The organism is Desulfobacula sp. (assembly GCF_030145145.1).
Lineage (GTDB): Bacteria > Desulfobacterota > Desulfobacteria > Desulfobacterales > Desulfobacteraceae > Desulfobacula.
In genome coordinates, this window is the sequence record NZ_JAQYWD010000011.1 from 109,688 (window position 1) to 136,345 (window position 26,658).

Annotated in this window: 21 protein-coding genes; 9 read left to right on the forward strand and 12 right to left on the reverse strand. The window is 43.2% G+C overall.

From position 1 onward, the window contains the following. Nucleotides 1–30 precede the first annotated feature (30 nt). On the forward strand, nt 31–525 hold the full coding sequence (gene yjgA / locus Q1Q15_RS08230; RefSeq protein ID WP_300458382.1) for a ribosome biogenesis factor YjgA: 495 nt from the start codon (nt 31–33) through the stop codon (nt 523–525). Nucleotides 526–530: 5 nt separating this feature from the next. Here yjgA and Q1Q15_RS08235 read toward each other — a convergent pair whose 3' ends face one another. Both Q1Q15_RS08235 and Q1Q15_RS08240 read right to left on the reverse strand, forming a co-directional pair. Then, nucleotides 531–3,029 carry a DUF3365 domain-containing protein gene (locus Q1Q15_RS08235; RefSeq protein ID WP_300458384.1) on the reverse strand — a complete coding sequence of 833 codons (2,499 nt, stop codon included), beginning with the start codon at nt 3,027–3,029 and terminating at the stop codon, nt 531–533. A gap of 137 nt (nt 3,030–3,166) precedes the next feature. Next, complete coding sequence (locus tag Q1Q15_RS08240; RefSeq protein WP_300458387.1) at nt 3,167–6,226, reverse strand: cache domain-containing protein; 3,060 nt, start codon at nt 6,224–6,226, stop codon at nt 3,167–3,169. A gap of 725 nt (nt 6,227–6,951) precedes the next feature. On the opposite strand from Q1Q15_RS08240, the gene Q1Q15_RS08245 reads away from it, so the two are divergent. Both Q1Q15_RS08245 and Q1Q15_RS08250 read left to right on the forward strand, forming a co-directional pair. Beyond that, nucleotides 6,952–8,874 (forward strand): hypothetical protein, encoded by a 1,923-nt coding sequence (locus Q1Q15_RS08245; protein WP_300458390.1) that lies wholly within the window; start codon nt 6,952–6,954, stop codon nt 8,872–8,874. A 107-nt stretch (nt 8,875–8,981) separates the two neighbouring features. Next, on the forward strand, nt 8,982–9,482 hold the full coding sequence (locus Q1Q15_RS08250; protein ID WP_300458392.1) for a hypothetical protein: 501 nt from the start codon (nt 8,982–8,984) through the stop codon (nt 9,480–9,482). 55 nt (nt 9,483–9,537) lie between these two features. Here the strand turns inward: Q1Q15_RS08250 and glpK are convergent, their stop codons facing one another. Further along, a complete protein-coding gene (gene glpK, locus Q1Q15_RS08255; protein WP_300458393.1) occupies nt 9,538–11,046 on the reverse strand; it encodes a glycerol kinase GlpK in 1,509 nt (502 codons plus the stop codon). Between the two features lie 208 nt (nt 11,047–11,254). Here glpK and Q1Q15_RS08260 point away from each other — a divergent pair, with 208 nt between their 5' ends. Beyond that, the gene (locus Q1Q15_RS08260) at nt 11,255–12,109 is read left to right on the forward strand and encodes a class I SAM-dependent methyltransferase (RefSeq protein ID WP_300458396.1); all 855 of its coding nucleotides are present in this window, start codon (nt 11,255–11,257) and stop codon (nt 12,107–12,109) included. Nucleotides 12,110–12,186: 77 nt separating this feature from the next. Here Q1Q15_RS08260 and Q1Q15_RS08265 read toward each other — a convergent pair whose 3' ends face one another. Genes Q1Q15_RS08265 through Q1Q15_RS08280 form a run of 4 tightly spaced genes read right to left on the reverse strand, consistent with a single transcriptional unit; the run spans nt 12,187 to nt 17,244 of the window. Beyond that, nucleotides 12,187–13,779 (reverse strand): ABC transporter substrate-binding protein, encoded by a 1,593-nt coding sequence (locus Q1Q15_RS08265; protein WP_300458397.1) that lies wholly within the window; start codon nt 13,777–13,779, stop codon nt 12,187–12,189. A gap of 42 nt (nt 13,780–13,821) precedes the next feature. Next, nucleotides 13,822–15,438, reverse strand: a complete 1,617-nt coding sequence (locus Q1Q15_RS08270; protein ID WP_300458398.1) for an ABC transporter ATP-binding protein — start codon at nt 15,436–15,438, stop codon at nt 13,822–13,824. Nucleotides 15,439–15,451: 13 nt separating this feature from the next. Then, nucleotides 15,452–16,270, reverse strand: coding sequence for an ABC transporter permease (locus Q1Q15_RS08275; RefSeq protein ID WP_300458400.1), 819 nt, complete (start codon nt 16,268–16,270; stop codon nt 15,452–15,454). A 14-nt stretch (nt 16,271–16,284) separates the two neighbouring features. After that, nucleotides 16,285–17,244 (reverse strand): ABC transporter permease, encoded by a 960-nt coding sequence (locus tag Q1Q15_RS08280; protein ID WP_300458401.1) that lies wholly within the window; start codon nt 17,242–17,244, stop codon nt 16,285–16,287. A gap of 315 nt (nt 17,245–17,559) precedes the next feature. On the opposite strand from Q1Q15_RS08280, the gene Q1Q15_RS08285 reads away from it, so the two are divergent. After that, nucleotides 17,560–18,054, forward strand: coding sequence for a MarR family transcriptional regulator (locus tag Q1Q15_RS08285; RefSeq protein ID WP_300458403.1), 495 nt, complete (start codon nt 17,560–17,562; stop codon nt 18,052–18,054). Between the two features lie 162 nt (nt 18,055–18,216). Here Q1Q15_RS08285 and Q1Q15_RS08290 read toward each other — a convergent pair whose 3' ends face one another. Then, nucleotides 18,217–18,441 (reverse strand): MoaD/ThiS family protein, encoded by a 225-nt coding sequence (locus tag Q1Q15_RS08290; RefSeq protein ID WP_363320903.1) that lies wholly within the window; start codon nt 18,439–18,441, stop codon nt 18,217–18,219. Nucleotides 18,442–18,866: 425 nt separating this feature from the next. Between Q1Q15_RS08290 and Q1Q15_RS08295 the strand changes: the two genes are divergently transcribed. Next, entirely contained in the window at nt 18,867–20,867 is a 2,001-nt protein-coding gene (locus tag Q1Q15_RS08295; protein ID WP_300458406.1) for an FAD-dependent oxidoreductase, read from the forward strand. Between the two features lie 62 nt (nt 20,868–20,929). Here the strand turns inward: Q1Q15_RS08295 and Q1Q15_RS08300 are convergent, their stop codons facing one another. After that, a complete protein-coding gene (locus Q1Q15_RS08300) occupies nt 20,930–21,454 on the reverse strand; it encodes a pyridoxamine 5'-phosphate oxidase family protein (protein WP_300458408.1) in 525 nt (174 codons plus the stop codon). 225 nt (nt 21,455–21,679) lie between these two features. On the opposite strand from Q1Q15_RS08300, the gene Q1Q15_RS08305 reads away from it, so the two are divergent. From Q1Q15_RS08305 to Q1Q15_RS08315, 3 genes are all read left to right on the forward strand, one after another. After that, a complete protein-coding gene (locus Q1Q15_RS08305; RefSeq protein ID WP_300458410.1) occupies nt 21,680–21,922 on the forward strand; it encodes an aldehyde dehydrogenase family protein in 243 nt (80 codons plus the stop codon). Between the two features lie 216 nt (nt 21,923–22,138). Further along, complete coding sequence (locus Q1Q15_RS08310) at nt 22,139–22,570, forward strand: hypothetical protein (RefSeq protein ID WP_300458412.1); 432 nt, start codon at nt 22,139–22,141, stop codon at nt 22,568–22,570. A 265-nt stretch (nt 22,571–22,835) separates the two neighbouring features. Further along, the gene (locus tag Q1Q15_RS08315; RefSeq protein WP_300458414.1) at nt 22,836–24,395 is read left to right on the forward strand and encodes a sigma 54-interacting transcriptional regulator; all 1,560 of its coding nucleotides are present in this window, start codon (nt 22,836–22,838) and stop codon (nt 24,393–24,395) included. Here Q1Q15_RS08315 and Q1Q15_RS08320 read toward each other — a convergent pair. From Q1Q15_RS08320 to Q1Q15_RS08330, 3 genes are read right to left on the reverse strand one after another with little or no spacing between them, the layout of a single operon-like run. After that, entirely contained in the window at nt 24,378–24,608 is a 231-nt protein-coding gene (locus tag Q1Q15_RS08320; RefSeq protein ID WP_300458416.1) for a hypothetical protein, read from the reverse strand. The genes Q1Q15_RS08315 and Q1Q15_RS08320 overlap by 18 nt on opposite strands. A gap of 57 nt (nt 24,609–24,665) precedes the next feature. After that, complete coding sequence (locus tag Q1Q15_RS08325) at nt 24,666–25,967, reverse strand: TRAP transporter large permease subunit (protein WP_300458419.1); 1,302 nt, start codon at nt 25,965–25,967, stop codon at nt 24,666–24,668. A 38-nt stretch (nt 25,968–26,005) separates the two neighbouring features. After that, the gene (locus Q1Q15_RS08330; protein ID WP_300458422.1) at nt 26,006–26,494 is read right to left on the reverse strand and encodes a TRAP transporter small permease subunit; all 489 of its coding nucleotides are present in this window, start codon (nt 26,492–26,494) and stop codon (nt 26,006–26,008) included. Nucleotides 26,495–26,658: the final 164 nt, after the last annotated feature.

Consider the following 26,658-nt stretch of genomic DNA (forward strand, 5'->3'; position numbering starts at 1 on the left):
TAATACAGGCATCTATTGAGGACAGAAACCGTGGAAGATGAGATTCAATATCAAAGTAAGACACAGCGGAAAAAAGAAGCTGAAGAACTTCAGCGGTTAGGTTTGAAGTTGGACAACCTATCTGTCCAGCAATTGGAGAATATTGAGATTCCGAAAAATTTGAAGACCGCCCTTATCGAGGGTAAGTCAATTACATCCCATATTGCAGGCCGACGGCACCGGCAGTTCATTGGCGCGTTGATGCGGAATATAGACCCAGAATCCATCCGTTTGGCATTACTGCAAGCGGAAGAAAAAAATCTTCTTGAATCTGAAGCTGCGAAAGAATCCAAGGTGTGGATAGACAAGCTGTTAACCGGTGAACCGGCTGAGATGGAGGCCTTGCTGGATGAATTTCCCGGGCTTGAGCGCCAGCGGCTGAGGCAATTGGTTAGAAATATTAAAAAAGGAGCCCCTGGGACTAAATCCCTCAAATTTAGAGAAACCCTTGAAAAGCTCATTAAGGTGGAAATAAATTCAAAATGAGTCATTCATAATCTGGCAGGCAGTGGTGTTATTTCAAACATATTATTTATGTGGTTCACATAATCGATATTTTTGCAAGGCTTTGAAAGGTGATCAATATAAGGGTCTTTTCGTTTTATTTCTTTTATGGATTCTAAAAATTCTATATTGCCGGAAATAAAAAGGATCGGAATGGTTCTGTCTGATAATCTGATGTGATTATATATATCCTTACCACTGAGATCTCCAGGAAGAATATAATCCAAGCTTACAAAATCATATTTATTTCTATTCAACAAGTCTACTGCAATTTGTCCATTACTGGCAATATCCACTTTGTGATTGAAGGGTTCACTTGTCAGTATGGTGTACTGGACATCTGAGATAGCCTGCTCGTCTTCAACAAGCAGAATATATTTTCCGAAACAGATTTTTTCATTTTTAACTTTTATTATTTCTTCCTCTGTTAATTCTTTTTTTATGACGGGGAATTTAATGGTAATTTTAGTGCCCGCTCTAAATTCCGAATCAACAAGTATTTCCCCTTTGTGTTGTTCTATATATTTTTTTACATTTGCCATCCCATAACCTGTTCCCCCAATATCCCCTTTATACAGTTCATATACGTCCTTGCTTCCCTTTAGAGTGAAAGAGGGTTCATAAATCCTATCCAAATATTCACTTGGAATACCGCAGCCATTATCTTCAATTTCAACGCAAATTTTCTCTTCAATATAATATGTTCTGACCATTATTTTCGGAGTCCCAACCTTTCCCAAAGCATGAATTGAATTTTGAAACAGATTTACCAATGCATGCTCAATCATACCTGGATCAGCGAGCAGATAAGGCATACTTTGTTCTTCTTCTTTTATCAACTCAATCCCGGCCATATCTTTTTTCATAAGATTTATAACAAAGTCGATTTTATCGCTAATCTTGAAAAATTCCTGTTTAGGTTCCTGGCTTTTGGCAAAAGCCACTAAGTTTCGGGTAAGATTTTTTCCGCGTAAAGTTTGTTGGAATATTAATTCAAGCGTCTTCTTTGTTTCTGCATCCTTACATTCCATAAGCGAAAGTTCAGCATTACCCATTACTATACTCAAGATATTATTGAAGTCATGGGCCATTTTTCCAGCAACCTGTCCAACCAAAGCAAGCTGTTTTTGTTCACCCGCAATTTTCTGGGCATCTAATTTTTCTTTCTCTGCCCGCCTGCTCTCTGTGATATCCCTGAATTCTGTAACTCTCACTGCGCGACCATGATAGGGAATATTTTTAGCCTGTATTCTCATATAATATCTGGTGTTGTCTTTACGGAGTCCTTCAACTTCATAGGGCCGTTCAAAACCACTTCGTATTTTTTCCATAACTGGTTCTCGCCATTCCGGTGCAATCAGCATGAGTCCATCCATGCCTATCAGCTCTTCAATGGAAAAGCCGGTCATATCAGAAAGCCCCTGGTTACAATCCAGAATAATCCCTTTATCATGGATTGAAATGCCGCCAAACGATGCATAATGAAGGGCTTTAAATCGGTTTTCACTTTCCCTTAAAGCATTTTCAATCATTTTCCTTTCATTGATTCCCTGTAATAATTTTTCATTCGCTATTTCAAGTGATTTAGTTCTTTTTTTTACTTGGGTATCCAGTGAAGAATAAAAATTTTTAAGTCTATCAGTAAGCTTGTTGAATCCAAATGCCAAATCAGAAATCTCATCTTTCCCTTTTACAAGAATCGGATTGATCTGGGAATAATTTGACTCCTCCACAGCAGTTAAAAAATGTTTTGAAATAAGAATTAAACGGTTGATGATAAGAAACTTTATGACAAAGATAATAACTACAAAAAACAATAAAAGTCCTACAGCACCAAAAAGAAAAGTGTTTTTAAGCTCAAACCACAATTTTTCCGTAACCTTAGCAATGGGTATTGCCACGGTATCCATACCGATTACCTTTCCCATTGGTTGATAAAACCCTGCAACTGGACCATATTTTTCGATCAGGGAAACTGGTGCATTTTTAGGATCACCATGGCAATTGAGACATGATTCTTCCATACGTCTTGCGTTGAATTTGGCCATATACTCTTTGGTTCCGATTTTTATCGGGCCCTCCCATTTTTTTAAATGGGGATTATTATCGAAATACTCAATGATTTTGATTTCCTCAGGTCCAGCATGGTTGAGGGGGTTTCGAGGATTTTTAGAAGAAAATTTAATTATATATTCTGGAAACTCATTTCTGACGTCTTCAAAAATTGAGCGAGCAACATAGGATGTTGACATTGTTTCAAGAATGAACTCCTTTTCACCGATCAGTTGATACATCACTGGACGGATATAGTTTCCTACATAATTACGGATGGCAAGATCAAATTTCAATGCCATTAAGGCCTGTTGTTCAATAACCTCATAAATACGATTATTTGTGAAGGTATATGAAGAATAAAGAAGCAAACAGGAAAACAAAGCCGTTATAACACCGATAGAAATTAACAATTTTGCGGTAATGCTTTTCATTATTTCCCCAAAAATAATACTTATTCTATAAAACAAAAAAGGACATGAAGGCTTTTTAAATTCCGGCAATGTCCAAAAAAATTAAGTTTACAATATGTTGTGGTGAGAGGCAATTTTATTTTTAGACCGGCTGTCAACTATACTGTATCCAGCACTTCACGAATTTTTTGAGCAAGCTCCTTAATAAGGATTGGTTTCAATAGAAAACCTTTAATGTTTAGAGATTTAATTTTTTCTTCAGAAATGGATTCACTGAACCCCGTGCAAAGCAATATGGGGATGTCATGGCGTATTTTGATCAATTCAACTGCAAGTTTGTCCCCAGGCATTTTCGGCATTGCTTTATCTGTAATAACCAAATCAAATTTATCCGGACTTGCTCTAAAGGCTTCGAGAGCTTCAATACTGCTGGTGCGGGAAGTAACCTGATACCCTAAACGCTCCAGAACCTGTTTTTCCATTGCAATGATGCCCTCTTCATCATCCACCAGAAGGACGCTTTCAGTACCACCGAGTATGGGTTCATTTGCCTGGGTCTCTTTTTTTGCCGAACGGGTCTTGATGACAGGCAGATAAACATGAAATTGAGTCCCTGTGCCAGGTTCGGTGTAAACCTGGATTGCGCCATTCATGGCTTTCACAATACCATGGACCACTGATAATCCCATTCCAGTTCCCTTACCTTTTACTTTCGTGGTAAAAAACGGGTCAAAAATTTTATCAATTGTTTTCTTATCCATACCCGTGCCGGTATCTGCTATTGTCAGGCAGGCATATGAACCAGGAGCCATATCAGAATTTACAAAGTGATACTGCCCCAATTCGACTTCTTTAAGGCTTACTTTTAATTCCCCTTCTGTTTCTTCCATGGCATGATAGGCATTAGTTGCAAGGTTCATTACAATCTGATGGATCTGTGTGGGATCTGCTTTTACGGCATCACAGTTAGGCTGGAGGCTCTGATTGATGGAAATGGTTGCGGGGATTGTGGATCTGATAAGTTTTAAGGCTTCTTTTATAATCGGCTGCATCTTTATCAATTTCAGATCATTGGTTCCCTGGCGTGAAAAGGCAAGAATCTGATGCACAAGATCTCTGGCTCTCAGTGATCCCGTATAAATTTCATTGATGCTTTCTCTATATGGACTATCATCAGGGACATCCTCTAAGAGCATTTCTGAGTGCCCCACAATGGGAAAAAGAATATTGTTAAAATCATGGGCAATACCACCGGCAAGGGTGCCGATGGCTTCCATTTTCTGGGATTGCTGCAATACTTTCTCCATCCTGATTTCATCGGTAACGTCACGCTTAACTGCAACGAAATTGATTAGTTTTCCTGATTTATCAAGTACGGGTGAAATCGTGGCATCTTCTGTATAAAAACTGCCATCCTTTCTTTTGTTGGTCAACCTGCCATTCCAGGTATTTCCTGTAATTATCGTCTCCCACAGTTGCCGGTAAACCAACTCATTATGCTCACCACTTTTCAGAATTCGTGGATTTTTTCCGATCAACTCTTGCTTTGAATACCCTGTGGTTTTCTCAAACGCGGGATTGACATACTCTATATTGCCATCCGCATTTGTAATTACAACACCTTCTGCGATTTGCTCAATGGCGGCAAGGTGTCGCTTACGATCTGCCTCCATCTGGTTACGCTCGGTGATATCCCGGGTAATGGAAAGAATGATATCTTCATTTCCGATTTTCAATATTCGTGCAGACATAAGACCAAATTTTATTTGCCCTCCTTTTCCCTGAAACGCTGCTTCCAGGTTTTCAACAACCCCATCTTTTTTCAGCCCTGAAACCAGGCGGTCCTTGTCTTTTGGATCATTCCAGATATCGAAGTCAAGGGAAGATTTTCCAATCACTTCTTCACGAGAGTATCCCATAATCTTTGTAAAGCCTTCATTTATTTCAAGATATATCCCATCCTCCACCCTGTTGAGATTGATCGAATCCGGGCTTGAAAGGAATGTCAGCCGAAATTTTTCCTCACTCTCCCGAAGGGCCTGAATGGCTTCTGTTCTCGTTTCAATCATTTGATTGGCAGACACAGCAATACTCTTGAACTCTTCAAACTGTAGTCCAGCCGTATCAATGGCCGTTGTCTGTGAAGATGCGATTTTAAAAAAGTTTGAAAAGAGCCTGATCCCGGATTGAATTTTATGCGCTTGATATCGGGTCCAAAAAAGAATCAGAAAGGACATGAAAATCATAACTACAAAATATAAAACAGCTCGTTTTAAAAAATCATGATACAGCGCTTTTTTTTTTGACAGGATAATTTCATCCATCGTATCCAGATACACCCCGGCACCAATGATCCATCTCCATTCCGGAACACCGACAACATAGGCCAACTTGGGGGAAAATTCCTCTGAATCCATTTTCTGCCAGAAATAGGAAACAAATCCCCCCCCCGGCTCTTTTGCAGCCCTGTTCTGTTCCTGTATGATTTTAACCCCTTTGGGATCGGTCAATTCCCAAATGTTTTTTGTTGTCTTTGTAATTTTCCCGTTTATAAATAAAGGCTGCCCCCCGTAAATGCTCCCGAAAAAATAGCCTTCGTTTTCAAATCGGAGCTTTGAAACTCTTTCCAGAACTTCCTCCTGAATTTCTTTTTCCACATCTTCTAAATATTCACCGGTTCCGATTCCCCATCCATAGGGTTCAAAATATTTCACATAGGCAATTTTCAAATGGTTTGCATCCGATTCTCCCGGCTTTGACCATGTATAAGAATAAAAGCCTTCCTTGCGTGCCTTTATTATTTCGATCATATCCGGCACAACATCTTCGCCTTTGGCGCCCTGCACCGCCATCATATTTTTGCCTTCCATTTCAGGCCTGTCGGCAAAAAGTTCTTCAATCCCTTCCATGTTAAAGGCAAAAAAATACCCCCGGTTCTGGTTAAACCGTATCGGCCTTAAAGCATCCTTTATCATTTTTTTTATTTCATAGCGGGATTTCGATTCCTTATTTTCATTATAGATGTTCAAGGCTATGGCACAGGCTTCATTCACACGCCCTTTAATCGAGTTCCGAAGCCTTTTTTCCGTCTGGTTTCTCATATACTGAACATATTCCAGTGCGGTTTGAACATGTGTTTTCAGTATTTGTTTCTCTGAGGCAACAAATTTTTCTTTAACGGATGCTGAGTTTTTATTAAATTCGGTATATTCACTCAAAACCCCAAAAAAATAAAGGCAGACAAAGGAAATAAAGGTTATAGAAAGCATATTATGCAAAAAAAGTTTTTTAATACTGGTCATACGATTTTTTACCTCTTAACTTGTGCACTGCTGTTTTTTGCAGCATTTCTTTTTCCAACCTTCAATCTTTTCAGATGCATCATTTGCGACTTTCACAAGCGTCTTGATATTCGATGTATTTTAAAATAATCGTCAAATCCCGTCTGCCGGCAATCCACCAACTCAAAAAAAGAGATGCCTGTCCAGTTGACAGATACAAAGGCCATGGGCTTATCTTTTTTAAACCGCACTATACAGGGCATTGCCGGTAGATCGAAGTGATAATACACAAATAAAAATTACAATGCAAAACAAATTTTAGGTCAGATCCTGATCTGATTATGACCTCTACAAAGGCACTGTCACATTGCACTCTCACCACCCACCACATTACCCTTCTGCCGACCTATTTCTTCGAATTATTAGTTTTCTGGAACGTGAAAGAATCCAGAGGGGATTGCTCTTCCAACTCGATACAAAGCAAAGCCCGCTCACCCGTGAGATATAAACTTCACTGTGAACTGTTGTTAAAGGACAATATTGATTGCACAAAAGACCGACCTGTGATAGGAAAATTTCTTAGATTATAAATATAATACATTGTTTTACATACCTAAATCACAATATTAAACTGGTATTCTCAAAAAAAATAAGGAGAGAACATGGGACTCAAAGAAGAGTTGGAAGAAAAAGCCGAGGAGTGTGACGCACCGGAAGAATATATTGCCGTGGCAAAAGAGATTATGGACGGACTTTCGGATAAAGAGTGGGCTTCCGAACTTTTGGAAGAAGGTGCCGGCTGGGCTGAAAGCTATGAAGACACGGTTGCATATGCCAAGGCAGGCATTGATCTGCTCCAGAATGCGGAAGTTGCGGCTTCCTTCCTGGAACAGGGTAAAAACCTGTGCAGTTCAACAGAGGATTATTTAAACCTGGCTGCAGCCGCTTTGGCGCTTAAGCTTGAAGATGTGTCTAAAGATATTATCGGTGCTGCAAGTACAAAATGTGTTAAAGTAACGGATTATCTGGAATTAAGTGATCATATCGCCAAAGTTATCAAAGACCAGGAACTTGCGGAACAAATCATTGATAAGGCTTTTGACAAATGTTCGAAAATAGATGATTTTGTCCTGTTTGCAAAAGCACTTCTGGATATGTTCCAAGACAAAGACCGTGCGGCAGCTGTATATGAAAAAGCAATAGAAAAAGCGGTTAAGGCAGATGACTTTGTCGTCCTTGCAGCGGGTGTTATGACGGACCTTCAAGACAAGGATCTTGCCCGGAAAATTTATGAAGGCGCCCTGGCATCGCTTGAATCCGGCAATGAGCTACTCAAATTTGCCGAAACCGTCAAAGAACAACTGGATGATGCAGATTTTTTAATGTCGGTTTATCAGAAAGCTGAAACCGTTTTTAAAGACTTTTCAGACTATCTGAAACTGGCCAAAGCCGGTTTTGAGAATACAGGGAATGCAGCCTTTGCCTCTGCCGTATATCAGAAAGCGGCTGCCACAAATCCGGACTGCGGCCAACTGGTTGATCTGGCCATTGCCCTGGCAAAAGATCTCAAAGACACCGATGCCGCTGTCCAGGTTCTCAAACAGGCTGAAGCAGCTGTTAAAAATAATGCCGATTTTATTAAAACCGCCCAGGCTATCCAGGACATCGTAACCGATGACGAACCCTGGACATCGGCCATTTCCTTCCAGTTGAAAAAACGGGAAGAATTCAAAGCGTTGTATGCGGATTTTATTTTAAGAGAACAAGAAGACAAAACCTGTTTCCTCATGCGGACACTGGCCCATGAGGTGTTTGAAAAAACGGGTGACACGTATTATGCCGCCAAATTGTACAAAGTTACGAAATCACTTACCATCAATTTTAATGATTTTATCAAACTGGCTGCTGATATCCATGCAGACTTGGGAGATGACACCTGGGTCCGGGAAATCTATTCTGAACTTCTGGACAAATGTGACAGCTTCAATTTTTATAACGAATTGACCAATGCCATTTCCGCAACCCTCAAAGATAAGGCATGGATTCGTGAAATCTATACGGGCATTGAAAAGAAAAGTACAAAAAACAGTGATCTTATCAAACTCGCATCCATAGCAATAGAAACATTCAATGACAAGGAATGGGCAACAAGCCTGCTGACCAAAGTCGAGAAAAACAGCCACAGCCTGTTTGAATTCAGCAGTGCTGCCGGAGCGATTTTTAACTGGCTTGGGGACACGGAATGGGCCGGAAAACTATATGCTGCTGCAGAATCACTCTGCCAGTCACAAAGAGATTATGCACAACTGATTTCCTTTATAAAAAATCAGACGTCAGACCGGATAATTTTGTCCAACACCTTACATGCAGCCCAAAAAAAGCTGACATCCTTTGAAGACCTGCTGTTTCTGGCAGAAATTTCTTTGCTCCAGCTGAATGACCCTGATACTGCAACGAAGCTCTATACCAAAGCAGAAGAAAAAGCCCAGTCCAACCAGATGCTTTCCAAGCTGGGAACAAGCCTGAGCAATCGTATGAATGATCCCAAATGGTCCTCTAAGGTCTTGCGGAAAATCAAACAATAAAAGGGATTATATTTTTTATATCAAGGGGGTTGTAATGAAAACAACCATTATAAGCCCCTTTATCCCCATCTATCTGACAGCAATATTTAAATTCAAGGATTTGAATAATGGGAACCAGATATTTATTTGAAAAAGCAGTCAGGATTTCTCAAGGCTTACCTCCTTCCGATGAAACCCAAGTCCAAAACCTGTGCCGGAAAATAAAAGAATCCCAGGAAGCACTGCTGGTCGCTGGCAGCACGTCCATGCAGTATTGTCTGGAAAAATGCAAAGGGATGTGTTGCCAAAACCTGGATATCGATTCGATTTTCAGCTTATGGGATTTTATTTTTATCCTCACCCTGCTGCCCCACCTGAAAGACGACATACAACACCGCCTGAATGCCCATGACACCTTGTACCTTTCTCCATGCCCGTTTCTTAAAGACGGTAAGGGCCCCTGCATATTCCCCAATGGGATAAAAGCACAGATATGCGTCATCACCTTTTGCGCCGATAGCCACGAAATGAAACAACCCATTAAGACCGTTAATTTAAATTTTTATCGGCTCTGCTGGCTGATTCAATATTTAAGGATCAAACGAATCGTTTGCCGGGTAAAACGGTGAACAATCGAATGCCTGTTAATCCACCATCAAATTATCGACTTTCCAAAAGTCACCATCACACCCAGTCAAAAGATTTTTCAACGGCTTTTCCCCATCTGGAATACAGATGTTCGCGCTCTTTTTCAGACATGGTTGGAAGCCAGCGGTTACCCTCTAACCAGTTGGCCGTTAAATCCTGGATACCGTTCCAGAACCCCGTGGCCAGTCCTGCAGCATAAGCAGCACCCAATGCCGTTGTTTCAATGATCGTCGGCCGGATTATCGGTACGTTCAGGATGTCGGACTGAAACTGCATCAGCAATTCGTTCACGACCATTCCCCCGTCAACTTTGAGCCGTGTAAGGTCCACCCCGGAATCTTTTTTCATTGCCGTTATGATATCTCGGGTCTGATAGGCATTTGCTTCAAGAACCGCCCTTGCCAGGTGACCTTTATTGGTAAACCGGGTGAGGCCGGCAATAATGCCCCTGGCATCGGATCGCCAGTAGGGGGCAAACAGTCCGGAAAATGCCGGTACCAAATAAATATCGCCATTGTCATCCACGGTTTTTGCCAGGTCTTCAATTTCCGAAGCCGATTGAATAATGCCCAGGCTGTCCCGCATCCACTGCACCAGGGCCCCGGCAACAGCAATGGAGCCTTCCAGGCAGTATACGGGTCGGTCATTGTTGATCTGATATCCCACAGTGGTCAAAAGACCGTGCCGGGAAAAAATGGGGCTATTTCCTGTATTCATCAACAAAAAACATCCCGTACCATAGGTGTTTTTTGCCTCACCCCGGGAAAAACAGGTTTGACCGAACAGGGCGGCCTGTTGATCCCCCAGGGCACCGCAAACCGGTATTTCACCTCGGAAAGGGCCTGCCTTTTGGGTGCTTCCCCAGGTATTGCTGTCGATGGACGGCTTTATTTCCGGCAATACGAAAAGGGGAATCCCCAGGATATCCAGCAGTTCTTTATCCCATTCAAGGGACCGGATATTCATCATCATGGTCCGACTGGCATTGGAAACATCTGTAATGTGTGATCCTTTTTCCGGTCCGCCGGTCAGCCACCAGATAATCCAGGTTTCAATTGTGCCAAACAGAACATTACCGGAACCCATATCTTTTTTTGCATCAGGGACCGTGTCAAATATCCATTTTACTTTTGGCCCTGAAAAATAGGTGGCCACGGGCAGTCCTGTTTTTTCGGTGAAAAATGCTTCCCCTGCCTCTGTGGTGAGTTGTTTACAGATGCTTTCCGTCCGTGTGCATTGCCAGACAATGGCATTATAGTAAGGTTTTCCTGTTTGCCTGTTCCAGACAACACTGGTCTCACGCTGGTTGGTGATGCCAATTGAATCAATTGATTCTGGAGAGATTCGGGTTTTCTCCATCACTTCTTCAATAACAGAACAAGCGTTTTTCCAAATTTCAATCGGATCATGTTCCACCCAACCCGGTTTTGGGAAAATCTGCTGGTGCTCTTTTTGTGCAGAACTGAAAATATTGCCTGTTTTATCGAAAAGAACAAATCTGACACTGGTGGTCCCAAGATCTATCGCGCCAACATATTTTGGCATGATTTTACCTCCAAATGCTCAAAAATAATATCCTGTTAAACCATCTCTCAAGCTTGATATGAAACCATATCATTTAAACACTGTTCTTTAAACAAATAAACATATAATATCATAAACCAGCGAACCCATAGTCTTCATGAAACATAAAAAGAATCAGCCATTCTCATTCGGGTATAACCATAATGAGAATGGCTGGAAAAGGATCTGTATGAAAAAAACAGAAAAAAAGAATGCCTCTTCTTATTGTAACTATAATGATTCATTTATATCCTATGACCAGAATCGACAGCCCAATGGATTACAGGAAATTTTAAACATTTTTAAACAATCCCGGATACCGGTTGAAGAACAAACTATTCTGGAAGGTGGATTTGGTACCGGCGCATACATAAATCATATCCGGCACCATGTGAAAGAAATCCACGGGGTGGAAGGATCTGAAAAAGGGTATGAGGAAACCAGACAAAAAGTTGGAAATGCTGAAAATGTTCATTTGCAGATAGGGAACATCCTTGACCTTTCCTTTTCTGATGATTTTTTCGATGCCTATATGGTTAACCAGGTTCTGCACCATCTTGATACAGAACCGGCTTATCCACACCTGACCCTTTTTTTAAAAGAGAGCAGACGCGTCATTAAACCAGGCGGTGTCCTGACCATCAACACAAGCTCACAGGAACAACTAAATCCGCATTCCGGTGCCTATTGGAATTATAAATACATTGAAAAAGCAGCCCTTGCCATCCAGGCAAGATATATTCCTGTCCCAAATCTTCTATCCAGGCTTGAGGAATTAGAATTTACAGAGATCAAAACAACCCTGCCATCTGGGAACCTGTTTCAGGAACGATATTATTGTGATCCCCGGTTGGTACTGGATACGGATTTTCAAAAAGCAGATTCAATCTACTGCTTTTACTCAAAAAAACAAATCGACGAAGCAAATATCTTGATTCGTTCAAGTATAGATGACGGATCCGTATATCAACAGATGGAGCATGCAGCAGCGCGTGCGAAAGAAATTGGAGAATCCGTAATTATATCGGCCAGAAAGCCCCTTTAATCTAAAGCACGCTTTAATCTAAAACAAGCCGAAAGCATTGCCATCGGCCTGTTTTAGATTAAATTAAATCGAGGGAATTATGACTTGAACCACCAACGTTCAGCAGTTCTCATACCATCCATTGCCATATGCCCGGAAATGGGTCCATGTTCCAACTTATCTGAACTTGCTTCCACCAATTGATTGTACATGGGAACGATAGTGCCACCATCATTTTTGCAGATTTCCTGCATCTCAAAGTACATTTTTTTCCGTTTCTCTGAATCCAGTTCTGCCCTGGCATCAATCAGCAGGCGGTTAAACCGGTCATTTTTCCAGTGGGTGTCGTTCCAGGAAGCATCTGCTGCATAAGCAACCGAGAACATCATATCTTCTGTGGGGCGACCTCCCCAGTAACACATGCACCACTCTTTTTTCATCCAGACATTACTCCAATACCCGTCATCCGGCTCCCGGACAACATTGATATTGATACCGGCTTTTTTTGCCTGTTCCTTGATGAGGATGGCAGCATCCACGGCGCCTGCAAATGCGGCATCTGCAGCATGCAGATTAAACACATGGTCCTGCATGCCGGCTTTTTTCATATAAAATTTTGCTTTGTCCGGATCATGTCTTCGCTGTTCAAGGTCTTTTGCATAAAACTGGTTTACAGGTGCTATGGGATGGTCATTGCCAAGTTCACCATACCCCCGCAGGACCTGTTTTAATAATTCTTCCCGGTTAACAGCATGCTTTAATGCCATGCGAACGTTATTGTCATTGTATGGGGTTTGATCCACAAGCATGGGGATGGTGTAGTGGGCTGTTCCTGTGGTGGCGGTCACATTAATCCCGGGCATCCGTTTCATGAGGTGGACGGTTTTAAGCTCAACCCGATCCATGTAGTGTATCTGACCTGTCTTTAAGGCATTGGTCCGGGCATTGGTATCAACAATGGAAAGGGTTTCAACTTCATCAAACAGGGCTTTTCCTTGTTTCCAATAATTGGGATTGCGTTTTGCAAAGGCCCTGACACCCGGTTCCCAGGCCTCCAGAACATAGCCCCCCGTGCCAATGCCCTTTTCAAATTCCTGACCCTGGGTGCCGGCAGGACAAATGCCCAGATGGTAATCCCCCAGGAGGAATGGAAAATCAGCACTGCCCCCGGAAAGCTCAAAAATAACGCCATATTTTCCATCGGCTTTAATATTGACAATACTGCTTAAATAGGGCTTAGCGCCGGATGTTGATTTTTCACCCCGGTGGTGGTTTATGGTAAAGATGACATCCTCGGCGGTCATGGTTTTGCCGTTATGAAATTCAACCCCTTTGCGAAGGTTAAATTTCCACACTTTTGCGTCAGGAGAGGAGTCCCAGGATTCAGCCAGCTCCGGGATGGGTTTGAAATGATGATCAATTTCCACAAGATTGTTTCTGATCTGCCAGTTGAGATTCTGGTTCATGTTGGACGTCAGTGTCCCCGGATCCATGGAATCAGTAGTGGAGCCCCCTGTAATTCCCATCTTGAACCGTCCGCCCTTTTTAGGAACAGACGCCTGGGCCGTGCCTGAAAGCAGGGCCGGGGAAATGGCTGCGGCAAGCCCCATTGCAGAGACACCGGTAATAAACTGCCGCCGGGTAATTTTGTTCTGGTGATACAGCTGTGTTAAAAACGATAGGTCTGTCATATTCTCTCCTCCTAATTTAATGATAGCAATCAAGTCATCGGATCAGATAAAGGTTGACGCCCGCTCTTCCAAAAGGTTGTCCAGCCAGTCTGGATCCATTTCAGGAACAGATGCCAAAAGTTTATCCGTATATTCATGGTGAGGTGGGGACAAGACTTGTTTTTTCTCACCTTGCTCGATGATTTTTCCTTCGAGCATAATCACAATTTTGTCTGCAATGGCCTTGACTGTGGCAAGGTCATGGGTGATAAACAGGTAAGACATATTGGTTTTATTTTGCAGGTTCTGCAAAAGATTCAATATGTCTTCCGCCACCAGTTGATCAAGGGCTGATGTAATTTCATCGCAGATGATCAGGTCTGGTTCAGCTGCCAGGGCGCGGGCAATACAGATCCGCTGTTTTTCTCCGCCGGAAAGCTCTGTGGTCAGCCGGTCAATATAGATATCCGGGTCAAGCTCGATATTTCTTAACAGGTCCTTGATTCGTTCTTCAGCCTGTTTACCCTTGATGCCAAAGTAAAATTGAAGGGGTCTGCCAATGACCTTTCTGACCGTCTGTTTGGGGTTTAGTGCCGTATCCGGCATCTGATAGATCATCTGCATTCTTCTCAAGTCTTCTTTTTCTCTTTTTTTTAATTCAAGGGGAAGGTCTTTTCCGAAAAACTTTATGGATCCGTGAATGGCAGGCAGAAGACCGGTAACCACTTTTGCCAGGGTGCTTTTCCCACTGCCGGATTCTCCGACCAGTGCAACAGTTCTGCCTTTTCTCACGGTCAGATTAATATCTTCCAGAGCCATATCCTGTCCCGTATAGGTTGCCGCTACATCCTCGATATCCAGAATCACGTCCATTTTATCGGTAATATTTTTTTCTTCCCGCAAGGTTCTGACATTTAACAGCTCCCGGGTATATTTTTCTTTGGGCTTTTTAATCAATTGCCGGGTTTCACCCTCTTCAACCAGCCGACCGTTTCTTAAAACCATAATCCGGTGGGCGACCTGGGCCACAACCGCCAGATCATGGGTAATATACAGGGCAGCTTTGTTCATCTTTTCCGTGATTTCCTTGACCGCTGCCAGAACTTCAATCTGGGTGGTAACATCCAGGGCAGTTGTCGGCTCGTCAAACACAATGATATCCGGTTTACAGGACATGGCCATGGCCACCATGGCCCTCTGGAGCTGACCGCCTGAAAGTTCATGGGGATATCGGTATCCAATTTTTTCAGGTTCGGGTAAAAACAGACGTCTGTAGAGCTCAACAGCTTCTTTTTCAGCCTCCTTGTAGCCCATTATCCCATGGTGAACAGGGGCTTCAACATACTGCTTTATGACACGATGGGACGGGTTAAAAGAAGCCGCCGCACTCTGGGCGACATAGGAGATTTTAGATCCCCTGACCAGTCTCAAATCCTCTTCCGAGGCATCAAACAACTCGATCCCTTCAAGATTTATAGATCCGGATGCCAGTCGACATCCCTGGCGGGTGTATCCCATGGCAGCCAGGCCGATGGTGGATTTACCCGCACCGGATTCACCGATCAGCCCGAGGACTTCTCCTCTTTTCAGATTAAGGCTGATATCCTTGACAATGGGCTGCCATCGGTCTTCGTAAAAGCCTTCAATATAAAGATTTTTTATTTCAAGTAAATTGTTCATGGTATGTTCCTTTCTATTCATGCAGGCCACTGGATAAATGTAAAAACCAGTCAACAATTAAATTGACACCCACGGTTAAAAACGCAATGGCGCCGGCCGGGATTAAAGGGATATAGATACCAAAGGTAATGGCTCCGGCATTTTCCCTGACCATTCCTCCCCAGTCTGCCAAAGGCGGCTGCAGGCCTAATCCAAGAAAACTTAAAGAAGCAATGAAGAGGAAGACAAAACAAAACCGCAGGCCGAATTCCGCAATCAGCGGCGGCATGGCATTGGGCAGGATTTCCTGTCGTATGATCCACCAGAGCCCTTCTCCTCTCAATCTGGCGGCTTCTACAAACTCCATCACTTCAATATCCATGGCCACGGCCCGGGATAATCGATACACCCGTGTAGAATCCAGAACCGCGATGGTAAAAATCAAGGTGGGGATGGAGGATCCCAGCACTGATAAAATCATCAAAGCAAAAATAAGGGTTGGAAAAGCCATGATCATGTCAATGGTCCGGCTTAATAACTGGTCAATCCAGCCGCCTTTAACCGCAGCAATAAACCCTAAAACGGTTCCAAACAAAAATGATAACAGCGTGGTAATAAAGGCAAGGGCAATGGTATTTCTTGCGCCAAAGACCATTCGAGAGAATAGATCTCTTCCGATATGGTCGGTACCCAAATAAAACTGGGCGGAAAACCCTTCCCACACATCCCCGGCAATACTGGTTTCGCCATAGGGTGCGATCAAGGGGGCAAAAATAGCCACCAGGACATTCAGTATAACAATCCCCATACCGATCCGGGCGGAGAGAGGGGATTGTTGAAGTAATTTCAGCACACTTAGGCCCCCCTTTAAATTTGGGATTGTCTGAGTTTTGGGTTGGAAAGCATGGACAGGATATCAGCCGAAAGATTGAGAAAAATATACGCAATGGAAAAGATCAACCCTGATGCCTGGACCACGGGAAGATCCCTTTTGGAAACGGAGTCGACCAATAGCTGTCCCAATCCCGGATATACGAACACCACTTCAACAATGACAACCCCCACAATCAGATAGGCCAGGTTGACGGCCACCACATTGATCACCGGGGACAATGAATTGGGAAAGGCGTGATGCATAATGATTCTCAATCGCGTGATCCCTTTGATTTCTGCCATTTCAATATAGGCACTGGCCAGCACATTGATGATGGCTGCCCGGGTCTGCCGCATCATGTGTGCCGTTACCACACAGGTGAGTGTCAGGGACGGCAGTAAAATGGCATATATTTTAGAGGTAAAGTTCATGTTGTCGTCAATGATTGCCAGACTTGGAAAAATATTCAGCTTTACAGCGAAAATAAAAATCAGAATATAGGCGATAAAAAATTCCGGGAAAGAGATAAACGACAGCGTGGTCGTTGAAATCAATTTGTCAAAAAAGGTATTTCGATAAAATGCCGCCAGCATCCCTAAAAAAATGGCCAGGGGAATCGCAATCACGGCCGTGGTTGAGGCCAGGAACAAGGTGTTGGCCAATCGCCAGGTGATGAGCTCGGAAACCGGTCTGCCATTGGCAAGGGACGTGCCAAAATCACCCTGGATAAAATCCTTCAACCATGCACCGTACCGGATCACCGGCGGTAAATCGAGTTTAAGCTCTTTTCGAAATGCCGCCACCGTCTCGGTTGTGGCAGATTGTCCCAGAACGCTTTCCGCCACATCACCGGGCAGCAACTCAACGCCGATAAAGATAATCACCGAGATAACAAATATCGTTATCAGGCTTGCACCAAGACGTTTAAAAATTAAAAATAAAACATTTTTCATGGTTAAATCTGTCTTTCACTTTGACTTTGAGAGCGCAATACTATTTTTTAAATACAATAGTGGACAAAATAAAGAGTTTAACAACAATCATTTGCGCAATGCCCGATTGAAAAGCGTTGTTAATTGTCCATATAAATATATCGGACACGAATCAATTTGTCAAATGCGCATTTAACACTAATCCTTTATTTATGTTAAAATTTGATATAATATAGTATCCTAAAAGGATTTAAATCATAGCATTCTATGTTTTTGGTATTTATTTTATGCAATGAATTAATTTCAATTTAGTTGATATAAAAGAAAGGGTTTGTGATGGACCATACAAATGATGAACGGTGCAAAAATTTTTTGATCTCCCTGCGAAAAATAATCCAGGCCATAGACCAGCATTCAACAATGCTGAAAAAAAAATTTGGTTTGACCGGGCCCCAACTCATCCTTTTACAGTCCATATCCACCCACAATCAAATTTCCGTGACCCAGCTTTCAAAAAAAGTCAGTTTAAGCCAGGCCACAGTGACGGACATTACAAAACGCCTTGAAAAAAAAGAATTCATCACAAGAAAAAGAAGCCTGGATGATAAACGCAAAACCAATATAGCGCTTACGGAAAAAGGAAAAAAAATACTGGACACTGTACCGCCGCTTCTTCAGGAACAATTCACCCATCGATTCTCAAAACTGGAGGGCTGGGAGCAATTAATGATTGAAAGCGCCTTTGAACGCGTCGTATCCATGATGTCAGCAGAAGATATTGATGCGTCCCCAATAATGATTACCGGTTCAGTCGCTATAATAGAACCATGAACTTGAACCGAATTTATCGGTACAGATCCCCATATAAATAATGAAGACGGGTTGAATACTGCTTGTTTGTGTTTGGTGATTAAATGAGAAGCCCATCAATAGATGTGGCTTCTCATCCTGATTTTCACAATCTTGCCAGGCAAGGGATTTGGTTTTTTTTGATCACCCGCCACCGGCCGGCAAAAGGATGGTCACCTGATCACCCTCTTGAAGAATTGTTTTCTCTTTGTTTAAAAATCTGATATTCCTGCCGTTCACCATGAACATGATATGAGATGCGAGCGTCTTTCCATCCTGTTCAAAAAGATACGATGCCAGTGTCTCTCCATGGACCCGTATTAACGCGTTAAGGAGATCCTCAAATGTATCGTTCCGGGGAATAGACATCTGAAATTTCCAATGGCCGAAAATTTCAGAAAATGCCAGACTTGTTCTGATGTTGATGGTTATCACCGTTGATGCGACCCTTTTTTCCGGTCAACCTGATGTATATGAAACGATCAGGGACCCAGCTGTTTCAATTGTGTAAAAATACAAAAAGCCTCTTTTATCCATCATTGGACAAAAGAGGCGCCATTACCTCTGATAAAAAACCATTCACAATGCTAAATAGTTAATACCCTTAATTTTTGTTTGTCAAGCAAAAATTCAGCTTAACCATTTCAATGCCCGGATATCATCACAAACCATTTACCCATACACCTGCCTTCTGTTTTACCAGTTAAAAAAATTCCTTGAAGCGCAACCATAAGCCTGATATTTGAAACGGTGGGTTGAAAAAACCAATGAAATAACCAGTAGAGGAAAAAAAAATGAGAGATCCCATTTTTGAACCGATCACGATAAACAAGCTCAAGATAAAAAATCGGATATATCTTCCTGCCATGCACCTGGGTATGGCCCGGGACTTTGAAGTCACCGACCAGATCGTTCATTTTTATGCCCAAAGGGCCAAGGGCGGCCCTGGAATGATTTGTGCCGGCTATGCAACCATTGACGAACTTTCCGGCAATACCCAGAATATCGGGGCCCATGATGATACCTTCATCCCCGGGCTTCACCGACTGGCAACGGCTATCAAAGACAATGGATCCCTTGGTGCCATCCAGTTAAACCATGCCGGAAGATATAATTTTTCTTTTTTCCTCGATGGAAAGCAGCCGGTAGCGCCTTCTCCCCTGGCCTCAAGGATGACAAAAGAGACCCCAAAAGAAATGACGATTGACAACATAAAAACAACCATCCAGTCTTTTGCCCAGGCGGCATTACGGGTAAAAAAGGCTGGATTTGATGCGGTTGAAGTCTTGAGCGGCACCGGGTATCTGATCAGCGAATTCCTTTCTCCCTTGACCAATCACCGCACTGATCCATATGGCGGCAGCCTTGAAAACAGGATGCGGTTCGGACTGGAGATTGCCCAGGCTGTCCGGGATGCCGTGGGAAAGGATTACCCGTTTATTGTCCGGATGAACGGCAATGATTTCATGCCCGGCGGAAATTCTATGCTTGAACTCAGGGAATATGCGAAAGCCTTGTCAGACAGTCTGGTTGACGCTCTTTGTGTCAATGTGGGATGGCATGAGGCAAGGGTCCCCCAGATTGTGACATCCGTGCCCAGGGGCGTTTTTTCCTACCTGGCCCGGGGGATCAAGGAAACCGTCACTGTTCCTGTCATTGCAAGCCACAGGATCAATGATCCGGAAACCGCACGGCAGATGCTGGATGACGACATGTGTGACATGGTGGCCATGGGCCGCAGCCTTATTGCAGATCCCATGCTCCCTGAAAAAACAAGGCTTGGAAAAGAAAATGAAATCATTCATTGCATTGCCTGTGCCCAGGGATGCTTTGATAACCTGTTCAAATTGAAGCATGTTGAATGTCTGTGCAATCCCCTGGCCGGCTATGAAGGTCTTGTACCGGTTGAGAAGGCCAAGTCCCCTAAAAACGTAATGATTGTCGGCGCAGGGGCCGCTGGAATGACAGCAGCCCTTACCGCGCACTCAAGGGGCCATCATGTGGTGATCTACGAAAGCAGCGACAGGGTTGGCGGGCAACTTCACCTGGCTGCCGCTCCTCCGGGGAGAAAAGAGTTTGGTCAATTTGCCAGGGACCTTGAAATCCAGATCACTCTGCAGAAAATACCCATTGTTTTTGAAACACCCGTGGATGAAGCCCTCATTCAGCAGAAAAAACCGGATACCGTCATCCTGGCAACGGGTGCAGCCCCCATTGTTCCCCCCATTCCCGGAATAGACCTTCCCCATGTTGTGGAATCATGGGATGTCCTCCAGGACAAGGTACGTACCGGTAAACGGGTGGCCATTATCGGTGGCGGGGCCGTGGGTGTGGAAACCGCGCTCTTTCTGGCAGAAAAAGGCACCTTATCGGCTGAAGCCGTAAAATTTCTTCTGGTGAACAGGGCCCAGGATCCTGAAACCCTGTTTGAAATGGCCACCCGGGGCACCAAACAGGTTACCCTTATTGAAATGCTGGATAAAGTAGGTAAAGATATCGGCAAATCAACCAAATGGGGTATGATGCAGGATCTTGGCCGATATCATGTCAACACCATGACCAACAGCAAAGTTATCAAAATCACCCCCACCGGTTTAACGATTGAACAGGAGGGAAAGGGTCATGAGATTGCAGCGGATACAGTTGTGGTGGCAGCCGGTTCTGCATCAAACGCCCGGCTTGAACCTGCACTGAAAAAAATGGGGATGGATTACCATGTCATCGGGGATGCCAAACAGGTTGCCATGGCATTTGATGCGGTTCACCAGGGCTATCAAACCGGATTGGAAATATAATCCAGGCCGGTTACCTGGGTTTTATATCATTCATCCTTGAGACAATTGCTCAAAATGGCACGCTATTTTGTTTGTTTGCCCACCATATGTTCAATTTTAATTTTATAGACTTTGGTTTTATCCGCTGCCGTCTGTATATATTTTTTACCGGCTTCCAGGTGATCCTTTGAAAATCTTTGAACAAGCGCCCACAGGCCCTCTTCTTTTTCCCCATCAAAGACCTCCAGGGCCGTCCCAAAAACAACAACACTTTTAAATTTAGTATTAAAGTCCTCCGGGATAATTTCAGCATCAGTGACCACACAAAAAGAGACCTTGGAATGATGGGTTATATTATCAATTTTATGGCCGGATCCGGCACAATGAAAATAGATACAATCATTGTGGTATACGTAATTCAAGGGGACAGCGTAGGGATAGTCGTCAGCCCCTATTGTGGCCAGCACACCGTCTTTTCCTTTTGTTAATACGTCAATGGTTGCTTCAACAGACAATTGTTTTTCTTTCCGTCTCATTTCCCTGAACATGACTGATTTTCCTTTGGCAATAATAGTCAACAATACCGTTCCCACTTGGCAAAAAATCATACTATAAAATGGATCCCATTAAAAGATGCTTCAGCAAATTGGTTTTAATGCTTCATTAATTTTACCAACTCAACTTTCGGAGTTAGCCATTACATGGGGTCAGGCTTTCTTTATGGCACTTTTTACCCGTCTGGATATGAAATAGTGATAAAAAGTACAATAAAAAAAGCCTGACCCCGTCGATTAAAACTAAAGTCCGAAAGTTGAGTTACCAATGTATCTGCCATGTTCGATTATAAACTCATTAAAGCTTTGGCCATGGTTTCCCGGGAAGGCCATTTCGACAAGGCGCCTCTGACAGCCATTGCCATCCAGAACATCATTGCACCTGTGGTGGATAAGTACGGGATTGACGGGATTTTCAACCTGGTTATCGGAAATCGCCAGGATGTAGGAGGACCCATGCTTCATGATCGACGCATCCCCTTGATTTCAGCCACAGGATCCACCGCCATGGGAAATCGGTGAAGAATTCATGGATAAAAATTATTGAATATCATAAAATTTACGATATATCACTTCTTCAGCAGTATTTTGTGTCTCCTGATATTAACTATTATTAGAAAATAGCTGTTATTTTAATATGTTACATATATAGCTCATCTCTGGCATGCTTTCTGCAATAACAAATATAAAATCAAATCCATAAAGAGGCAATAACGTAACTAAAAAAGGAGGGCGAAAATGAAACATTTAACGTTAATCCTAACTGTTTGTTATCTTTTTTCGGGGGCAATTGCATGGGGCAATGATACAAAAACTTACTCACTCACAACAGTGGCAGCCGCCCCTGTAATGGAAAGCATTTTCCAGTATTCAACAAACGACCCTGCAGCAGCATCACAGATGTACTTTGATACCCGTACCGGCCACAAGTATGTCAAAAACGGGGCAAATTCATATGCTGAATATTCCAAAAGAGGGCGGTATCTGAAAACAGTTCCTTCGAATCTGCCACTTTTAGTAAACAACAGTTGCATTCATCCCATAACCCAACAGACCTTTATTCTCTATAAAAAAGGCGGGGGCGAAAAAAAAGAATTCGTATTGCACCCGGGATCCCAGAAACATCCCTCAGGATACGAATGCGTAGATGCCCTTGTCTCTCTTGAATAGCCCATACCTTGTGCCGGGACAGGATCACCCCTTTGTCCCGGCATTTTATGGGTTAAACCTTTTAGAGACGAAAACGAATTTTTTTTCATCAGACCATAACATTATTCAAACCAATACTATTCAAACAACGCCATAAGTTATTGACATCTTTTCTCCAGATCATTATCATCACATTTAAAACGTATCAATTATTGCTGAGCATATTCATCATCGCTTGATTCTTCAACGGATATAGATTTTATAACGATAACCGGAGACATCTATTTTGGACTGTATTGATGTTAATTTTTATCGGGTTCTTTTTGAGGACCTTGATCCCGGAAGGTTAAGGAAGCGGTTTCTAAAATTATTGTTAACGCTTCAAAATGTAGAACGCGGATCTATATGGATCAGGCAGAAAGACCGGTACGTCTGCGTCGAATCTTTAGGCGGCCCATCAAAAATAGATATCATCAAAGGGGCGTCGATCAGCGTCAAACACCCCAGTATTGTCGGCTGGGTGATGACACATGGAGAGATGACAATAGCCGAGGTTGGCAATGATCAACGTCACTATCAGGAATTTGAAACGGATATGCAGCTGAAAAGTACCCTGATCCTGGCATTCCCACTGATATTCAAGAATAAAGAGGTTTACGGCGTCGTCCAGATTGTTGATACCAGTGCCGGCAGCGGGCAGCTGAATCTTGACAAACAATATCTTCGGCTCTTGAAAGGCATTGTTGATATGGGCGCCATTGCCCTGGACAATGCCCTGCAGCATACAGAACAAGTCAAGCGTAATGTTGAACTTGAGCAAACCCTTGATGAAATTCGAAATAAAATTCAAATAATCGGTCAAAGTACCGCGTTTCAAAAAGCCATGAAAAATGTTCGTGAATATGCACGAACAGATTTTCCCGTACTCATAACAGGAGAAAGTGGCACTGGAAAAGATCTTGTGGCCATGGCCCTGCATAATCTGAGTTCCCGCAAAAAGGAACCTTTTGTGGTACAAAACTGCAGCGCAATCCCGGAAACACTGTTGGAAAGCGAATTGTTTGGATACCAGAAGGGGGCCTTTACCGGGGCGAATGAAAACAAATGCGGCCTTTTAATGGCAGCAAACCGCGGTACGGTGTTTATGGATGAAATTGGTGATATGTCTCTAAATCTTCAGGCCCGTATACTGAGGGTCATTCAAAATAATGAGATCAAACCCCTGGGGGCCTCTAACATCCAAAAAGTCGATGTACGAATTATTTCTGCCACAAACAAAGACTTGAATGCCGCAATTAAAGCAAAGGCCTTCAGAGAAGACCTGTTCTACCGTCTCAATGTTCTTCCGTTAAGCCTCCCTCCTTTGCGGGAAAGAAAAAAAGATATCCCCCTTCTGTTAAATTATTTTATCAAAAGAGAGTCCCTGGAATTGGATATCCCACCCAAACAGATCTCCAGTGAAGCATTAAAATACCTGGTGGATTATCCATGGTACGGAAACATCCGTGAACTTGAAAATTTCGTCAAGTACATTCTCAGTACTGGGGGGGATATGATCGTGACGTTAAAGGATATCCCTGATCATTTCAAACAAAAACAAGCCATTCACCTGGAACTGGGTAACGGCAGGCCTTACACCGAGAAACCGGTACGGTTGCCCGATAACGCTTCACTTGAAAGGGCCGATATATCGCTGACCGATTATTCATGGGAAGAGCTTGAAAAAGAATATATCCTGCAGTTGCTCGCTCAAAACAATTGGATTGTGACCCGGGCTGCCAATACTGCAAAAATAAACAGATCCACTTTTGATTCCAGGATGAAGAAATTAGGCATCAAAAAATAAATTAATTGAGCCTGTTTCCCAATATTTTTTTTCAAGCTTGGCCTCTATTACCAATCGATCACGATATTTCTGTATTTTTGCCTGTTGTCTTATGATTTTATTTTTCTTAGCCGCTTCATCTTCTGTTTTTGAATAAAGAACATCGACAAAAACCCTGACAATAAAGGCCACAAAATTAGAACCAAAGGAATACAAACGGATAAAGCGAGCCATCTAAAAAAAGCCTGACCCCGCCCATTAAAGCTAACGTCCGAAAGTTGAGCGTGCAAATTACATCATCTTATCCGGCAGCCATAAGGCCAGTTGCGGAAAAATCATTACCAGTATCAGGACAATTAACTGCATGATCACGAAGGGTGGAATTGATAGCCAGATATCCCTTGTGGTAATACCGGGCGGTGCTACGCCTTTCATCATGATCAATGCCCACCCAAAAGGCGGTGTCAGATACGCCACCTGCATATTGAGGATGAAAATAATGGAAAACCAGATGGGATCAAACCCCAATACAATGGCAATGGGAACAAAAATGGGTGCACAGACCGTCACAACCGCATAGTCATCCATGAACATGCCCAGGACAATGAGAATGAGCTGCATGGCCGCTAGAACAATCCAGCGGTTAATTTCCAAGCTGCTGATCAGATCGGTTACAAGGGATTGTGCTCCCTGGCTGGTGTAAAAAACACTGAACAAGGTGGCACCAATCAGAATCCAGAACACCATTCCACTGATGGCCATGGTTTGACGGCAGGAATCCCACATCACTTTCCAGGACAGTTTTCCAAGACCGATACAAATCAGAAAAGCCCCTGTTGCGCCGACCCCGGCAGCTTCAGTGGGTGTGGCAATTCCCAGAAAAATGGAGCCCAGGACAAGAATAATCAAAACTGCCGGAAGCAGGATATCTTTCAGGGAAGCGATCCTGATCTTCCAGGTCACCGCTTCTTTCATGGGCGGCGCCAGTTCTGGCTGGACATGGCATCTGACAATGACATAAACCACATATGCAAAGGCTGTGAGAAGTCCGGGAATAACCCCGGCCAAAAAGAGTTTTCCGATGGAGATTCTGGCAATATAGGCAAAAATAATCATGATAATGCTGGGGGGAATGATTTCTCCCAGCACCCCACCGGCCATGACAGAGCCCAGGGCCAGAGATTTGCCATAGGATTGCTTGAGCATGGCAGGAACAGCAATCAGTCCCATGGTTAAGATGCCGGGACCAAATCCGCCGCACATGGCCAGGGCCACGCAGACACCAATGGAAACCACGGCTAAACCGCCCCGGATACCGGATAACCAATATCCAAGGGCTTTGAACATACGATCAGAGATACCCGAATGAAGTAAAAAATTCCCCATGAGTAAAAACAAAGGAATGGTAATCAGATTTGGATCGGTTATCTGTTTGTACGTTGTCGTCGCCACTATGAATAACGTGGTTGATCCTTCCAGCAGATATGTCAGAAGAACCGTGATGCCGCCAAGGGCAAACGCCACGGGAACACCCAGCATGAGAAGGATCATCAGCCCGCCGAACAGCAATAGGGTAACCAGTTCAATACTCATAAAACTTAATTTCCTTGTTTATCTGTAAAAAATGGTAATTAATCTTTATTCTTTGAGAGAACATAAATGCCTTCCAGAAAAAACAATATTGCTGCCACGGGGATGAATATTTTTAATGGGTATAAAGGAATCCTGAATGCGCCATGGGCGGTTTCTCCGGATGCCAATGAATTTTGCCCCATCCAGGTGCCCTGCCAGATCAATACGCCCATAAAAAGAACAAAAGAGAGCAAGGCAAAGACGCTGGCAATTTGTTTGAGTCGTTTTGAAAACAGGTTATAAAAAATTTCTATCCTGATATGGGCATTGCTTGACATGGCATAAATCCCGGCACACAGGATATACACACCGAAAATTTGTCTGCTCACCGGCCATACCCATATCGTAGGGCTGTTAAACACGTACCGTAAAATGACTTCAATGGCTGTAAAGAACATGATCGCCATTATCAAAATGCTGACCCCATCCCCTAACTTTTCACTTATCCAGTGAATAAAACTGAAAAAAGACTGTATCCCCTTGATCATCAGTTGTTCCCTTTTTTTTAAAGGCGGGCATCAGGGCGCCCTTAAGCCGCCTGATGCCAGTCTTTTTATGACCCTGTAATAAATGCTTATTTAGTGCCTGACCGAAAACCCGTGTTTGGGCAAAAACTATTTGACCCCTCTCCATTCTTTGATCATCTGGATCG

Coding starts and splice junctions, on each gene's coding strand:
- Q1Q15_RS08290 (WP_363320903.1), bottom strand. CDS start 18,441: ATGTCTATTCCCCGGAACGATACATTTGAGGATCTCCTTAACGCGTTA.
- Q1Q15_RS08320 (WP_300458416.1), bottom strand. CDS start 24,608: ATGGCTCGCTTTATCCGTTTGTATTCCTTTGGTTCTAATTTTGTGGCC.
- Q1Q15_RS08245 (WP_300458390.1), top strand. CDS start 6,952: ATGGGACTCAAAGAAGAGTTGGAAGAAAAAGCCGAGGAGTGTGACGCA.
- Q1Q15_RS08300 (WP_300458408.1), bottom strand. CDS start 21,454: ATGATTTTTTGCCAAGTGGGAACGGTATTGTTGACTATTATTGCCAAA.
- Q1Q15_RS08325 (WP_300458419.1), bottom strand. CDS start 25,967: ATGAGTATTGAACTGGTTACCCTATTGCTGTTCGGCGGGCTGATGATC.
- Q1Q15_RS08285 (WP_300458403.1), top strand. CDS start 17,560: ATGGACCATACAAATGATGAACGGTGCAAAAATTTTTTGATCTCCCTG.
- Q1Q15_RS08305 (WP_300458410.1), top strand. CDS start 21,680: ATGTTCGATTATAAACTCATTAAAGCTTTGGCCATGGTTTCCCGGGAA.
- glpK (WP_300458393.1), bottom strand. CDS start 11,046: ATGCCAAAATATGTTGGCGCGATAGATCTTGGGACCACCAGTGTCAGA.
- Q1Q15_RS08235 (WP_300458384.1), bottom strand. CDS start 3,029: ATGAAAAGCATTACCGCAAAATTGTTAATTTCTATCGGTGTTATAACG.
- Q1Q15_RS08265 (WP_300458397.1), bottom strand. CDS start 13,779: ATGACAGACCTATCGTTTTTAACACAGCTGTATCACCAGAACAAAATT.
- Q1Q15_RS08250 (WP_300458392.1), top strand. CDS start 8,982: ATGGGAACCAGATATTTATTTGAAAAAGCAGTCAGGATTTCTCAAGGC.
- Q1Q15_RS08310 (WP_300458412.1), top strand. CDS start 22,139: ATGAAACATTTAACGTTAATCCTAACTGTTTGTTATCTTTTTTCGGGG.
- Q1Q15_RS08295 (WP_300458406.1), top strand. CDS start 18,867: ATGAGAGATCCCATTTTTGAACCGATCACGATAAACAAGCTCAAGATA.
- Q1Q15_RS08270 (WP_300458398.1), bottom strand. CDS start 15,438: ATGAACAATTTACTTGAAATAAAAAATCTTTATATTGAAGGCTTTTAC.
- Q1Q15_RS08280 (WP_300458401.1), bottom strand. CDS start 17,244: ATGAAAAATGTTTTATTTTTAATTTTTAAACGTCTTGGTGCAAGCCTG.
- Q1Q15_RS08260 (WP_300458396.1), top strand. CDS start 11,255: ATGAAAAAAACAGAAAAAAAGAATGCCTCTTCTTATTGTAACTATAAT.
- Q1Q15_RS08330 (WP_300458422.1), bottom strand. CDS start 26,494: ATGATCAAGGGGATACAGTCTTTTTTCAGTTTTATTCACTGGATAAGT.